9 protein-coding genes and 2 pseudogenes are annotated in these 14,984 nt (G+C 39.8%); 7 read left to right on the top strand and 4 right to left on the bottom strand.

Going from position 1 to position 14,984, the window contains the following annotated elements; translation table 11 throughout:
- Positions 1 to 44: 44 nt before the first annotated feature.
- Positions 45 to 1,136, bottom strand: a pseudogene (locus tag AAZO_RS11285) (ISAs1 family transposase).
- Positions 1,137 to 1,278: 142 nt separating this feature from the next.
- Here AAZO_RS11285 and AAZO_RS26550 point away from each other — a divergent pair.
- The 6 genes and pseudogenes from AAZO_RS26550 to AAZO_RS11305 all read left to right on the top strand — a co-directional run bounded on the left by AAZO_RS26550 (position 1,279) and on the right by AAZO_RS11305 (position 9,455).
- On the top strand, positions 1,279 to 1,497 hold the full coding sequence (locus AAZO_RS26550; protein WP_049790680.1) for a hypothetical protein: 219 nt from the start codon (positions 1,279 to 1,281) through the stop codon (positions 1,495 to 1,497).
- Positions 1,498 to 1,527: 30 nt separating this feature from the next.
- Positions 1,528 to 1,842: a hypothetical protein gene (locus tag AAZO_RS26555; RefSeq protein WP_049790681.1), complete on the top strand. Its 315-nt coding sequence runs from the start codon at positions 1,528 to 1,530 to the stop codon at positions 1,840 to 1,842.
- Between the two features lie 36 nt (positions 1,843 to 1,878).
- Complete coding sequence (locus AAZO_RS26560) at positions 1,879 to 2,292, top strand: hypothetical protein (protein WP_049790682.1); 414 nt, start codon at positions 1,879 to 1,881, stop codon at positions 2,290 to 2,292.
- Between the two features lie 100 nt (positions 2,293 to 2,392).
- Positions 2,393 to 4,540, top strand: a pseudogene (locus AAZO_RS11295) (protein kinase domain-containing protein).
- A gap of 375 nt (positions 4,541 to 4,915) precedes the next feature.
- The gene (locus AAZO_RS11300) at positions 4,916 to 9,139 is read left to right on the top strand and encodes a chemotaxis protein CheB (protein ID WP_013191334.1); all 4,224 of its coding nucleotides are present in this window, start codon (positions 4,916 to 4,918) and stop codon (positions 9,137 to 9,139) included.
- A 76-nt stretch (positions 9,140 to 9,215) separates the two neighbouring features.
- Complete coding sequence (locus AAZO_RS11305) at positions 9,216 to 9,455, top strand: hypothetical protein (RefSeq protein ID WP_013191335.1); 240 nt, start codon at positions 9,216 to 9,218, stop codon at positions 9,453 to 9,455.
- 66 nt (positions 9,456 to 9,521) lie between these two features.
- Here AAZO_RS11305 and AAZO_RS11310 read toward each other — a convergent pair whose 3' ends face one another.
- Together AAZO_RS11310 and AAZO_RS11315 are read right to left on the bottom strand one after the other, a co-directional pair.
- A complete protein-coding gene (locus tag AAZO_RS11310) occupies positions 9,522 to 10,232 on the bottom strand; it encodes a GDYXXLXY domain-containing protein (RefSeq protein WP_013191336.1) in 711 nt (236 codons plus the stop codon).
- Between the two features lie 331 nt (positions 10,233 to 10,563).
- Positions 10,564 to 12,000, bottom strand: a complete 1,437-nt coding sequence (locus tag AAZO_RS11315; RefSeq protein ID WP_013191337.1) for a DUF2157 domain-containing protein — start codon at positions 11,998 to 12,000, stop codon at positions 10,564 to 10,566.
- Between the two features lie 212 nt (positions 12,001 to 12,212).
- On the opposite strand from AAZO_RS11315, the gene AAZO_RS11320 reads away from it, so the two are divergent.
- Complete coding sequence (locus tag AAZO_RS11320; protein ID WP_013191338.1) at positions 12,213 to 13,178, top strand: RsmB/NOP family class I SAM-dependent RNA methyltransferase; 966 nt, start codon at positions 12,213 to 12,215, stop codon at positions 13,176 to 13,178.
- A gap of 95 nt (positions 13,179 to 13,273) precedes the next feature.
- On the opposite strand, the gene cas6 is transcribed toward AAZO_RS11320, so the two are convergent.
- On the bottom strand, positions 13,274 to 14,419 hold the full coding sequence (gene cas6 / locus AAZO_RS11325) for a CRISPR-associated endoribonuclease Cas6 (protein WP_013191339.1): 1,146 nt from the start codon (positions 14,417 to 14,419) through the stop codon (positions 13,274 to 13,276).
- Positions 14,420 to 14,984 lie beyond the last annotated feature (565 nt).

The raw sequence follows: 14,984 nt of genomic DNA on the forward strand, positions 1-14,984 counted from the left end.
TAAATTGTTGACAAGTTAGTTGAGGCTAAAGCTAAAACTCTTTCTCAAGAGTTATTATCCATTTCTGCCAAAAACTGTTTATTTTTTATCCCCCGCTTCACGGGGTTCTCTTTACCCAAAAGATTGACTGCTATCTGCCGCATTACTGCAAAGTTTTGTGGAGCATTATCTTTCCTAATCCGGCAGTCATCTTGTTTTAAAGCTACATCTAATACCCAATGCAATGAATTTTCTATTGCCCAATGGCTGCGGACAGAATTAGCCAATTATTCTCCATTTGACTCAAGACTACTAATAAAATAACGAGTCTCTACTGTTGTTTTATCATCCACTTATCCGATAGGTTCTACCATCCCAACACTTTTTAGATTTGACCAAACTGAATCAGGATCAAGCTGAAACCCAAAGTTGCGGATTTCATGAAGACCATGCCCTGTTTCTTCGGGTTTATATGTGCTATGTTGAAGCTCTTGAAAACCTGTACTTATCCCTGACTTAAATAGCTGTTCTACTGACTCATACAGATTACCTTGGTTCTTTTTTAAAGTAATTACATAATCTGCATTTTCTTGCGTAATTAACTTTACTATGTCTTTGTGACACCCGATGGCATCAATCCTGACAATACATCCAGCTAATTCTAAAACCTTTAATAATTCGGGAATTGCTGTAATTTCATTTGATTTCTCATGCACCTTCACCTGTCCCAACACTAATTTATTTGTAGTTGCCCATGCACTTACCATTTGGATTGCACTCTAGTCACTATTTTTACCATGAGAACTACATAAAGTTTTCCCGTCAATTGCCACAACTTCACCATCCCTTATCTTATGTACTGATTTCATCCAGTTCAAAAAACAATTTTGAAATTTTTGCGGATTCAATTGTGCAAATACCCTTCCAAATGTGTCCTGGGACCGGAGCCCATTTCCTAGTTCTAAAAAGGTTTTTAACCACTCATATTTTGTGCAGCCATAGAGTTCAATTGCCACCCAACTATCTGCTCCACAAATTACTGCACAAATTCCAATGGTAAGAATGTCAATTAACTTGTGTCGTTTCCTCCCCTCTACTCTTGGATCTTCCATCTGTGCAACGTGGTCAGTAATCGTGATTTTGGGCTTGAGCTTCACACTTTTTGGGACTTTCTTCTTCTACTTTTACAATGACTTTACATCAGAGCCTCATTGGTCAACCTCCATATCATCAGCCCTCCCTACCTTTCTCGTTTCTTAGTATATATTTACCATATTTACATGCTTTCGCCCTGTACCCGTGACGGACCTGGTGTTAGTTACGGGTAAAGAACCTACGGGTAAAGAACCGCAGAAATTATACGATAGTTATAACGGGACTTGGTACTGGGAGAAGGAAATTCAGGTTGGTTCTAAGTTGGAAGCTGTTCTAAAAAAGATGTTGGCATATAAGCCAAGCCATTGCTATCAAACAGCACAACAAGTAATGAAAGATTTACCTTCCCCATGTTCTGTCTAATCAGCTAATACTATTCCGACGGTAAATACTATGCAACCTTCTAGCAATAATTCTAATTCTTATATAACTAAGTTGAAAACAATGGTAGCAGCGCCGGGGATAAAACACGCTCGCAATTTTGGTAGTGGAGTTCATAACAGAACTAGTGTTGTTGTCCAAAAAATACCTATGCCTGTATGGTTGGGCCATTTTGCTGTCAGTTTTATTATAAATACGGGTGTAACTTTAACTGTTGCAGGTGTGTGGGCGCTTTCTAATTTTATGCTGAAAAGCATATCATCAATTACTTTACCAAAAGTTGAAGTTCCCAAAATTCCATCTATCAATAGTCCTGTAGGTGTTTAAAGGGGTGAGCTTAGTATTCAGGAGCTTGTTGACCGCTTGCAACAGCTAGAGATTCCTTCGGTACTTTTCACTAGGACAGTTAATGAAACTTTTTATACTCATGAACCAGATTTGCAGGGACGGAAGTTAAGTGATAAACCGGAAGATATAGTTTTGCGTGAACAATGGAATGGTATTCCTAATGAGTTGTTGAAGAAAATTGAACAGGCTAATTTAAGTGAAACAGCGCGGAGAAAGATAGGTAGCTATAGTCAACAAGATTCCCAAAGGTGGGATCAATTGGCTAAAGCTCGGAGGTTGGGTAAATATACGTCTTTTCAGGATTTGCGATCAGATACATATCAAAAATTTGAACCATTGTTTCCTGGTCAAGAGCGTGGGAAACTAAATCAGCAGACTTTCCTAGCAATTTGGTATGCGATCGCATCTGATCAAGTAGCAAATAGGTAATTGGGGACTGGGGGAGATGGGGAACATGGGGAAGTGATTTTCCCAATGACAATAACTAATGACTAATAACTAATGACTAATAAATAATAACTAATAACTAATGAGTAATTTTTATTGTTCTAAAGGGCATCAAAATCCGTCTGGTAGTAAGTTTTGTATCCAGTGTGGGGAGAAGATATTAGAGAAGCCAGTAAGTAGTGGTATCCAACCGGGATTAACTTTAGGCGATCGCTATGTGATTGTTCGTCAACTTGGATAAGGAGGTTTTGGACGTACTTATTTAGCTGAAGATAGTAACCGCTTTCGGGAAGCTTGTGTTTTAAAGGAATTTTCACCCCAAGTACAAACTCCTTACGTTGTTCAAAAGGCGGAAGAACTATTTCAGTGAGAAGCCAGTGTTCTCTATAAATTGCAACATCCCCAAATTCCCCGTTTCCGAGAATTATTACGCATCAATTTGGAAGGTAAGGAATGTCTGTTTTTAGTACAAGATCATATAGAAGGACAAACTTATGATTCCTTATTAAATAGCCGCAAACAACTGGGTTTAAGATTTACAGAAATAGAAACTCGTCACTTGTTACAGCAAATTTTACCAGTGCTGGAATATATTCACTCAGTTGGTGTAATTCATCGTGATATTTCTCCTGATAATTTAATGCTGCGGGCTTTTGATCAATTACCAGTTTTAATTGATTTCGGTGGTGTTAAACAAGTTGCGGCAACTGTCGCTTCTCAATATTACCAAACTGGTATGATCTCATCTCCTTCCAGTGGAACTCTGTTAGGAAAGGTGGGATTTGCACCTCCTGAACAAATGCAAACAGGTGCAGTTTTTCCCCATACTGATTTATATGCTTTGGCTGTGACAGTCTTAGTTTTACTGACAGGTAAACACCCCCAAGAACTAATTGATACTGATAATCTCAATTGGCAATGGCGGCGGGAAGTTAACGTTAGTTCCGAATTTGGGCAAATTTTAGATAAAATACTATGTGCAACAGCTGGCGAGCCCTATAAAATACCCCATCAAGTGGTAGAGGAACTGAGTACTACAGTAGCTAATTATACTTTAGATTAACCCCCTGGGAACTATTCTCCAACTCCATCACCAACTCCTAGACCAAGACCTATTCCCACATCGGAAACTGTTGCTGTTTCTCCCGCCAAAAACCCAGCACCTCAACCTGTAATTACTCCCACTCCCCAATCCGTAAATATTTGGATAATAACTCATGTCTTCATTATTACTGTAGCCTTATCTGTTAGTACAGGGCTACTTTGGTGGGGACTCAATAACCGGACAAGGGATATAGGAGGAAGCAACTCCTTGGTTACATTCAGTCCTACCCCTAGGGTCGGTAAATCCCCTGAGATTCTCGATAATTATTCACCAGAAGAGAGAGAACGGAAAAGAAAATCGAGCGATCACCGCCAGGAATTAGATATAGATTTTAATTATTATGTGAGTTTAGTCAATCAAGTCTTTTGGGAGAAAAACCCCAGTTTAAAAAGACGTACCCTCAGCAATGGTGCAGACGATGAAAGCTTGCGAAAAGAATGGGATCAAATCGCATCCCAAGTCCTAGAAAAGTTATCAGGATTGAGTTCCAACTCTCGTCGTCTAATAGGAACTTATACTTCAGCAGAACGCGATCAATGGAAAGTAGAAGTGAATAAAGTTAACGTTGGTAGTCGTTCTTTATATGATTTAGGAGACGCTGCTTTCTTGAAGGAATTTCCTGAATATAAAGGAAAAGATTTTCTCACTCAACCCATTGGACAAATTTGGCACGGATTTGTCAGTGATGAACTTAAGGCTATCCTATCCAATACCGCCTTTGAGAAAATAGTATTTCCTGAAGGTGATATAGGTAAAATACTTAGCGGCTCACTTCCACCAGGAGGAGGTAAGGTATTCATAGCTGGACTTGCTAAAGACCAAAATCTAGAAGTTAAAATAGATGCAAGTTCGCAAATTTTACTGTCAATTTATTCCCCTTCTGAAAAAGTGACATTATTAGAAGATTCTCAACAGCGTACAGTTACCAAAACATTACCAGAAAAGGGATTTTATGAATTTGTTGTTGTTTCCAAAGCATCAAAACTGGTAGACTATCAACTCACAGTTACAGCAGAAAATCCTCCAGAACCAGAACCGACAGAAACACCAACAGAAACACCAACAGAAACACCAACAGAAGAACCAACAGAAGAACCAACACCAACGGAAACCCCAATACAGTGACATACCTACCTCCCTAGAAGGGCGAAGATTCTGGTGTCAAACAGCAATTACAGGCGAAAGCCTGTCTGACATCACCTATTTTGCTTATAAAAATTCAAAGTCTCAAATCGGATGACGATTATTTATACAATTACCTCTAAAGTCTTACTTGGCGAAAGCCTGTCTGACATCACCTATTTTGCTTATAAAAATTCAAAGTCTCAAATCGGATGACGATTATTTATACAATTACCTCTAAAGTCTTACTTAATGTTGCTTTTTTGTTGGCATTAATACCTACGCCATATAACCTATATTCCGCTAGAGTAGACCTAGCAAAGTCAGATCTTTATAACTCAAAAAGTCAGATCCCGGACTTGAATTCGGTTGCATAATATGAACTCTAGGCGGTCTTCTAACAAATCTGAAGCTGATGATTCCACCGCTAAAGCATCCCCACAGCAACAGGGGAAACAAAAAGATTTATTTCCAATTGTCGGGATTGGAGCCTCTGCGGGGGGATTAGAAGCATTTACACAACTCTTAAACCATTTACCAGCGGATACAGGTATGGGATTTGTGCTGGTTCAGCACATGAACCCCCAGGAAAAAAGTATGTTAACAGAGATTCTTTCTCCGACAACCCAAATGGTGGTGACAGAGGCCGAGGAAGCGATGTCTGTGAAACCGAATCATGTTTATGTGATTCCGCCCAATGCAACAATGACCATTAGAGAAGGAGTGCTGAAACTGAAGCCCCGTGAGAAGACTTATGGCCTCTCAATGACAGTTGATGGTTTCTTTTTTTCCTTAGCAGAGGATTTGGGTAACAAAGCCATTGGAGTTGTGCTGTCAGGGGGTGATGGAGATGGAACAAGGGGTTTAGAAAGCATCAAGGCAGTAGGTGGGATGACTTTTGCTCAATGTGAGGAATCAGCAAAAGTTAGTAGTATGCCGAATACAGCGATGGCTTCTGGTTATGTAGACTTTATCCTCACCCCCGAACAAATTGCCGAAAAACTAGTAAAGATCAGCTTTCATCCCTATATTAACCACTCAACACCTCTCAAACCGACTGAAGTTATGCCGAAAAAAACAGATGCTTTGTTAAAGATTTTCAATTTGCTACGGGTAGCTACAGGTGTTGACTTTAGTTATTACAAACAGACTACCCTAAAGCGGCGAATTCAACGGCGAATAATATTGTATAAACTGGATCAGATGGAAGATTACGTTAATTATCTCCAGAATAATCCAGCAGAAGTCATCGCATTGTATCAAGATGTCTTAATTACTGTCACCAGTTTTTTCCGAGATTCAGAAGCTTTTGAAGCTTTAAAAACCAAAGTATTTCCAGATATGCTTACTAAGCAGCGTAAAGCCAATGATCCCATTCGTATATGGGTTGTGGGATGTTCAACTGGTGAAGAAGCCTACTCGATTGCTATATGTTTGCTGGAATTTTTAACTAATCGGGGAATTAATATACCCATCCAGATTTTTGCTACAGATATCAATGAAGTGGCAATAGAAAAAGCTAGAATCGGTATCTACAAACTGCATCAAGTAGCAGAGATTTCTCCAGAACGATTAAACCGTTTCTTTGTTCATATAGACAGTGGCTACCAGATTACTAAATCAGTCAGAGACCTGTGTGTTTTTGCCAGACAGAACTTGATTAATGATCCCCCATTTTCTCGGCTAGATTTGATCACTTGTCGGAATGTCTTGATTTATTTGGGTTCTACTGCTCAGCAAAAGCTCCTCCCCATCTTTCATTATGGTCTTAAACCTACAGGTTTTTTGATGTTAGGCACATCGGAGACAGTGGGGGAATTTGCTGACTTGTTTAATTTAGTGGATAAAAAGTACAAGATTTATGCGCGGAAAATAGCATCTACCCGGCTCCCTATTGAGCCAATAACTAGTAACTATCCTGTGGAAACCACAAAATCTCCACTGCTAATAAGTAATGATTCGTGGAATGATGTGGAAATACACAAAGAGGCTGACAGAATTGTATTAAATAAATTCGCACCTGTAGGTGTGATTATTAACAATGATCTGGAGATTTTACAATTCCGAGGTCAGACAAGTCGCTATTTACAACCTGCACCAGGTAGACCCAGTTTCAATTTGCTGAAAATGGCCAAAGAAGAATTGCGGCTAGAGTTACGTAGCTCAGTTCATCAAGCTAAAAAGCAAGCCATCGCCACTAAAACAGAAGGGATACGAATTAAAGAAGAAAACAAATTTAGGATGGTAAACATCCATGTGATTCCCTTGCCAATTCTTGGTGCAGGAGAAGACTTTTTTTTAGTTTTGTTTGAGGATATCCCCCTTTCAGAAAGTTTGCTAACGGCAGCAGATAGCAATATTAAACCTGAACAGGAAACAAAAAACAGTTATGAGCAGGAAATTACTGTTCTTCAGCACGAATTAACATCTACTAAAGACTATCTGCAATCAATAATTGAGGAACAGCAAGCCAGTAATCAGGATTTGAGAGCAGCTAATGAAGAAATACTCTCCAGTAATGAGGAGTTGCACAGTACCAATGAAGAATTGGAAACTGCTAAGGAAGAAATTCAGGCTACCAATGAAGAATTAAATAGTATTAACGACGAACTGCAACGGCGAAATATAGAAGCGACTCTGGTTAGTAACGATTTACAAAATCTCTTTAGTAGTATTAATATTTCTATCCTGATGGTAGGGAGTGATTTAAAGATTCGCTGCTTTAATATAGCAGCAGAGATCATATTTAACTTAATTCCTACTGATAAGGGACGACCATTGAGTAATATTAAACACAAATTAAAAGTCCCCAATTTAGAAGCAAAGATTGTAGAAGTAATTAGCACCTCGAACTTGAAAACGCAGGAGGTGCAAGATTTAGATGGTCATTGGTATGATCTACGCATCAGACCATATCGGACTATTGACAACAAAATTGATGGTGCGGTGGTAATTTTGGTTGATATTGATGATATCAGACGTAATGCTAATATCCTCAAATCATTCCGTGAATATGCAGCGGCAATTGTGTCTACCGTGCGGGAATCTTTGGTGGTGATGGATGTAGATTTAAAAGTGGTTACTGCTAATCAGTTTTTCTATGAAGCATTCCAGGTGGGAGCAAAAGAAACAGAAAATCGCCTCATTTATGAAATCGGTGATGGACAGTGGAATATTCCCCAGTTGCGCTCGCTCTTGGAAGATACTATCCCCCAACAAGGCCAGTTTCAAGATGTAGAAATTGAGCATGACTTTGAGCAAATCGGTCACAAAATTATGCGCCTCAATGGCCGAAAAATTACGCAAATAGGTGATACGCCAATGATTATCCTGGTAATTGAGGATATCACCCAACGCAAGCAATTAGAAGCAGAACGGACTCAACTCCTAGCTCAAGAACAATCAGCCCGGACTGCGGCAGAAACAGCCAACTGTGCTAAGGATGAGTTTTTATCTGTTCTTTCTCATGAGTTACGTAATCCGCTGAATTGTCTGCTAGGGTGGACGCAATTGCTACGAAAACAGCAGCTGGACGAAGCCAAGACTAATCAGGCATTGGAAGCCATTGAGCGCAGTGCTAAGGCACAACATCAGCTGATTGGGGATTTATTGGATATCTCCCGTATTAGCGTTGGGCAGATGCGTCTGGAAGCACAGCCTGTTAAGCTTATTCCTGTGATTGAAGCGGCGATAGATGTGGTGCAATTGGCCGCAGATGCTAAAAACATTCAAATTCAATCGAGACTCGATTCTGCTGGAAGAACCTTGGTTGGAGATCAAATTCGCTTACAACAGGTGATTTGGAATTTACTTTCCAACTCGATTAAATTTACTCCTGTGGGTGGAAGAATTGATATCACCTTAGATTACAGTCCTTTTCAAGGTGAAATTCAAGTTAGGGACACTGGGGTAGGTATCAGCGCAGACTTTCTGCCCTATATTTTTGACCGCTTCCGTCAGGCTGATCGTAGCCCAACCAGGTCAAATACTGGACTAGGATTGGGACTTTCGATTGTGCGACATTTGGTAGAACTCCACGGTGGTACAGTGGAAGTGACAAGTCCAGGTGAGGGTCAAGGTGCTACTTTTACTGTTAGACTACCTCTGCAAACTAATCTAGAAAAGATTTTAGAAACGAGTGCTATAGCAAATCCTCAAAATCCAGTTATTTATCCGGCTTCTCCTGCTTCCAACTCCCCTGTCTCTTCCCCATCATTAGCTGGTGTGCGGGTGCTGATGGTCGATGATGAAGCAGATATTCGTCAATTATTTCAAATCGTGCTGGAAGAGTATGGAATACAAGTAACAGAGGCAGGATCGGTAAAAGAAGCTTTATCAATACTCAAGGCTAATCCTCATGGATATGATGTGCTTCTATCTGATATTGGGCTACCGGAGGAAGATGGTTATGCGCTAATTCGTCAGGTCCGATCGCTCAGTGCCGAAGAAGGAGGGCAGATTCCTGCTGCTGCAATGACAGCCTATGCTGGAGATACAGACCAAACAGAGGCCTTGTCCGCAGGATTCCAAACTCATGTTGCTAAACCCATCGAACCCAATCGCTTAATTTCAGTGGTTGCAGCATTGGCTGGTCGGATTTAAGGGTGTCCAAAAGTTGGCAAAACAGTGTAAAGTAGCTGGAAACTTAATTCACTCCTCTATTTCACACATCCATACTATGGATAGAAAAACGAAACGCTTGTTGCTTCTTGTTGTTTCCTGTTCTGTATCTGGTGTCATTTTAGGCGGAACTTCTGGATGGGCAGAAAGCAGAATGTGCTTAAATGCTGATACAGTCACCAGCGAATGTCTGACCCAAAACCAGGTAGAGAGAACTATTCAAGGCATGAGTACAGGATTATTAGCCGGTGCTGGAGCCGCTTTGAGTGCAGCCTGGAACTTAAGACACAACGAATAAAATAGGGAACAGCAAACAGTAAACAACCTGATAAAAGATGACTGATAACTAAATAACTGATAACTATTAAAAGCGATAATTGTGATCGCCTATCCACATACTCGTCGGCACAGCATTACCTTGAGGATCTACTTTAACTTTGACCACTATTGGTGATCTCCGTCCATCTCTGTTTTGCTGTGTTTGCAACAGATCATTATTAATCTGCTGTCTTTGTTCTTCAGAAATGAAATAGTTTTCCAAACCGTAGTTAATCAACCCATCTTGATAACTCCCTTTTAAAGCCACCTGGTTATTGGGTAAATACATGGGTCGATTACTACTTATACGCACTGGTCTCCAAGCTGTAGGAACACTACGATTAAAATATTGTTGTTCTTGCAAAATCAAATACAAGATACTTCCTTGATTTATTTGTCCATTTCTCAGAGAATTTCGTCTTACCCAATCTCTCCAACCAGGTAATCTTCTCAAAGTCTCATTGCGGGAAATACTATAATTAAGCGACAAAGAAGAACCCTGCAAAAAATTATTAGAATATGCAGGTATAGTTTGCAAAATGACAGATTTACCAGTCACTTCCGTATACATCGCTTGGGTTGGAACTGCCAAAATTAATCCAATCTGTACCATCAAAGGAGCAATTAATCGCCAAATCGGTAACGGCTGATTAGCTTTCTGTTCAGTAGCTATTAAGTAATCCCGAAAAGTCAATTTTTCAGAAAACTCCTTCTCTGGAGTTAAGGTTTTTTCAGGTTCAGGCGAGTTATTTGTCATAATAAATAATTGGTGAATCTTCAGTTAACAGCAGCTATCAGTTATCAGTTATCAGTTGTCAGTTATCAATGACTAGTGACTAAGAGGATGTTTTAAAACGAGAGGATACGTGGGTATAATTTGTCATTCTTCCCTCCACTGCGTTCCGGTCAGAATCTCGATTTTTCATCAAGTTATAAGATACATGATTTCACTATCGCTACATACCCTGCGAGAAGCAAGCTACAGTATCAAACTTTAGATTTTTAAAATATCCTCTCATGACCAATGACTAATAAGATTTTCAACGCAGAGATTTAATATATCTGTTAATTCTAATTACATAACTTCCCTACTGTTTCCTCACCGAACTCCGTTCATGGAAGCGACGTTCAAACCAAAGACCCGCAGAAATCAGACCAGAACCGCACAATACAAACACTAGTGATCTAAACAATAAATCTGTATCGTACTCTAACACGCGGCTGATAATTTGCAGGATGAGTAATAGCATACCACACCAAAAAGAGAGTCTGTTACTTAACTTCAATCCTTCTTGCATCAATCCCCAAGCTAAAGTTGTCAACAGGACATTGAAAACAAAAATACCCAGTTCAGTAATGCGACCGATAGCTTGATGCCAAAAAGGTATGATAACAATAAAACTCAGAAAGATGGTAATGACGGTGATGGTAAAAAATACTTCTCTGCGCGTTGCATTACCTCGATGACGAAATAGAAATAACCATTGCAAAACTGCCAAACCGTTGATAATTCCCAAATCAATTATCGGCAGAGATTGAAATACATTCGAGAAATTGTTTGGTGAACTACCATAACCATAACTGAAAGATTGCCACTGCCAACGGAAAGATAACATATAAAATACTACACCAAAACATCCCAACGCTAAATTACGGGCTATGGGTTGAAACAACCTATAATTAATGGTGGGGAACAGCAAATCATCATAACTCCAGAATAATGCCCCTGGAAGTGCTAATGCAAAAGACGCTACCCAAGGTACTACATCAGAAAAAGTTAGCAATGGTAAGGGGTTGAGATTGTATTGCAAGGAAAGAGTAAAAGCAACCGCACCTAATACAAATATCACCCGTGAACGACAAATATAGGCTAAAGGTACAAACAGCAACCATGAAATTAAGGACATATGCCGCACTGCTAAACGCGCCCAATTCAAATCAATCGGAGAAGACCAAAACTCTCTTAATCCTATCCAATAGCCGATTTGTACAAGAACAATAGCCAAAACCCCCAAAAAATTGAGGGATAGACTATAAGCCATCACTAAAACACCAAAACCCCAGGCCAAAAACAACTCAGAAGCTGAACCGCTAATATTGAATATTTGCGCCATCAACATTAAAGTTGCCCCTAAAATAAAGGCGCTGAGAATTAGTAATCCTTCTCCTAGTAGGCGTTTACTACGTTGTTGTTTTTTATCTTCACCTTTAGCAAGTGTAGGTTCTCTCCAAGTCAAAAAACCAGTGATAGCAGTAGACAAAAACAAACTTATTAACAAGATAAACTTGACTTCTCTTGACCATGTTTGCCAATTTGCTGCTACAAAGATAATTACACCTAGAACTAAAAGCAAGCCACCTACAGCAATGGCTATTAGCCCAGAACTTTCCTTTGCAGCTGCTTCTATTTTGTTAAATTGATAACGGTCTGCAATCTGCTGGTATTGGGAAGGACTAATAAGTCCTTCATCCCGCCAACGTTGTGCTTCTTGGCGTAATTCCTGCGGAAAATTATTTAAGTTCATGACCTCTCCGGTGCAATGGGTTAATTTAACAAGTGCCAAAACACGGTTAGCTTCTAGCCATAGGCCGGAAGCCGTGCCGGACGCGCTTTAAAAACGCAATCTCAATGGTGGTCATTATATTTTTAGTATGCAGCCAAATACCTTGATTGCATTGTTCTGGTGTAACAGTTTCAACAGTGTTCTAATTAGCTAAAATTACCGAATTTTGAAATATGGAAAAGCCTTCAAAGTTATTACTTAAAGTTTCCCGTAGTTTATTTGAACATGCCGATGAACAAGGAGGCTTCATTGAAGCTTTAGTTAATCCTAAACCTTTTTCGCCTTGTATTTTGTGGTGTCTAGAAAAACCAGACATTATGCCATTTGCAGTAGAAATACCAACACCTTGGCAACCCAAATTTGTAGACCGTTTACATATTGGAGAAAAACCAGGTAAACATCCCTTGCATCAACAAGGACATTTTTATTGTTTGGATTTTTCATCTGTATTTGCTGCTTCTATTTTATTAACTATCAATCAACCAGTACCTTTATTATTTGATATGTGTGCCGCACCAGGGGGTAAAAGTATTTTTGCTTGGAAAGCATTAAAACCTGATTTACTGATCAGTAATGAAGTCATCGCCAAGCGGTTAGGAATGCTAATTTCCAATTTGAAACGTTGCCAAATTCAACCTACTGGTGTAGTAAATCGGGACTCTAGTATTTTTGCACAAATGTTATTACAAACTAGCAACTTAGTGGTAGTTGATGCACCTTGTACTGGTCAATCTTTATTAGCTAAAGGTGAAAAAGCACCGGGATGTTTTCATCATACTTCAATTAATAAAAGTGCGAATCGTCAAAAACGCATTATTGCTAACTCAACGCAATTAGTTGCACCACAAGGTTATTTAGCTTATATGACTTGTACTTATTCTCCAGAAGAAAATGAGCAGGTATGTGAATGGTTATTAGAGAAATTTCCCCAATTTCAAGCTGTGGAAGTTAGCCATTTATTAAGTTATCAATCGCATTTAACTACCATTCCTTGTTATCGGATGTTTCCACAAGATGGTTTAGGTGCTGGTGCGTTTACTGTTTTGTTTAAAAATATGGCTGAAGGGGAGAGTAAGAAGGTGAGTTTAGAAACTATAACTTCTATGTGTAAATACTATAGGTTCACAAAAACTGTATAAAGTATCAACTTGTCTGCAAAGTACAAAAAATAATGGTGGCTTATGCTGCGCTAACCCACACTAAAATTTGTGGTAATTTGTTTTTTTGTGTTCCCTTATGACTTTGACATGGGATCTTTAAGCGCCCGACGAGCTAATTTGACATAAGTTTTAACGGTGATATAAGGCATCTCTAAATCTTGCGCTATGACCTGCAACGATTCCCCCATTTCTCGCCGTGCTAAAATCGTAGCCCAGGTCGAAGCAATTTTGTCAGTACGTTCTCCCCCTGTACGTTTGCGTTGTGCTGTGAATATTGCTGTTAATTCATCAATGCGTTCTCCCAGCAGGTTTGTTAATACCCTAGAAGGTGTTGTTTGTTCTGGTTCTACCCAGTAGAAGCGAGTTTGTCCTAGTCCAAAGGTGGTTTTATGACCTGTTCCGCAGTAGGGAGCCAGTTGGACTAAAGCATAAAATAATTGGGTAAATTCAGTGTTAGCTAAAGCTGGTTTACTCAAACCACAGGACATTACCCCGGTGAATCCAGTTACTGAACCCCTTTTACCTGCTGCTACTTTCACTGACTCTAAGCGGTGCTGGTGGATGATGACATTTTCATCTATCCATTCTAGAAAGGCGTCTTGTTCTACAGGCGTTCCTGAAAAGTCATTCCAGCGTCGGAGGTAGCTGTGGAAAAGATTTATGGGAACTGGAAGGGGTAAATGATGACCTTTGCGACGAAAGCTAGTAGGGGAGACAAAGTTAAAACTGATATCAGAATATTTACTTATAAGTGAGTTTAGCAGTTGAGTGTAGGTAGTAGCTGGATGGGCAATATGCACCTGTTTGATTTGCAATGGTGCGTCTCTTAATTCTAGAGTCAGTGGTAATTGGGTTAACCATTGACTCAAGAACTGAACTACTGGTTGGGAAATGGCGTTAACGTGCCAGCGGTATGTTTGGTTTGCTTGTATTTGCAGTTGTTTCCCACTGGGAAGTAATTGACCTTCGAGGGCGGAAATGTTGAAGGGTTTTTCTGATTCACTATCATGGAGATAGGCCGAAAGCTTGGGATTTAATTGGCGTACTTGGTCGAGAAACCAAGCGTGAAGTCCAATGGTGTATTGGGAGTAAAGGGAAGTTGTGCTGGTTGCTTCTAGGTCAAAGACTAAACCAACTAATTCCGTATCATCTGCCCAGGATAGAGGGGTGTTTGCTTGGTTTTGGGTTTTGCGCCTGGTGGATGTAGCGGTTCTTGGCATTGTGGGATGCTACATAAATGATGTTGAATATTTTACTCGATTTCCGTCCCCTGACGGGGATTAGTGATTATGTTCAGTGAGCTTCGATGTCTCTTGCAGGGTATGTCAGATGTCCAATATCTGTTCATAACTAACCAATTTACAGCAGGAGTCAGGAGTCAGGGGTAAAACTCTCTTACTGTCTAGGTTTCAATTTAGATTCTCTACCTCATTGATCTGCAATCTGCTGTATAGGTCTGATGCACCTTACTAATATGCCAGTATGCCAGTTCCGTCAGTCCTTTTTATATTGAAAGATATTATCTAACTTTTATCCCCTTGCAGGGATTATTGGTTGAGAAACATCCTCCATGGTCATAAGCTATCATCTCGATATGGTTTCAGTCCCCTTACGGGGATTATTGATTGAGAAACCCCACCATCTAAAACCGAGTCTACGAACACACTCTAGACAGGATTTTGGGAGACCTCTCAAAAACCTCATTTCAAGCTATGACTTACGCCACGCTACCCTATCGGGTCATCTGCCAACTTAAACTAATAAAACGTTGAAACTATTCAATTA

Origin of the sequence: 'Nostoc azollae' 0708, assembly GCF_000196515.1 — a bacterium.
Lineage (GTDB): Bacteria > Cyanobacteriota > Cyanobacteriia > Cyanobacteriales > Nostocaceae > Trichormus_B > Trichormus_B azollae.

Bases quoted from the DNA above. Each gene is read 5' to 3' on its own strand.
- AAZO_RS11320 (WP_013191338.1), top strand. From the start codon at position 12,213: ATGGAAAAGCCTTCAAAGTTATTACTTAAAGTTTCCCGTAGTTTATTT.
- AAZO_RS26555 (WP_049790681.1), top strand. From the start codon at position 1,528: ATGCAACCTTCTAGCAATAATTCTAATTCTTATATAACTAAGTTGAAA.
- AAZO_RS11310 (WP_013191336.1), bottom strand. From the start codon at position 10,232: ATGACAAATAACTCGCCTGAACCTGAAAAAACCTTAACTCCAGAGAAG.
- AAZO_RS11315 (WP_013191337.1), bottom strand. From the start codon at position 12,000: ATGAACTTAAATAATTTTCCGCAGGAATTACGCCAAGAAGCACAACGT.
- cas6 (WP_013191339.1), bottom strand. From the start codon at position 14,419: ATGCCAAGAACCGCTACATCCACCAGGCGCAAAACCCAAAACCAAGCA.
- AAZO_RS11300 (WP_013191334.1), top strand. From the start codon at position 4,916: ATGAACTCTAGGCGGTCTTCTAACAAATCTGAAGCTGATGATTCCACC.
- AAZO_RS11305 (WP_013191335.1), top strand. From the start codon at position 9,216: ATGGATAGAAAAACGAAACGCTTGTTGCTTCTTGTTGTTTCCTGTTCT.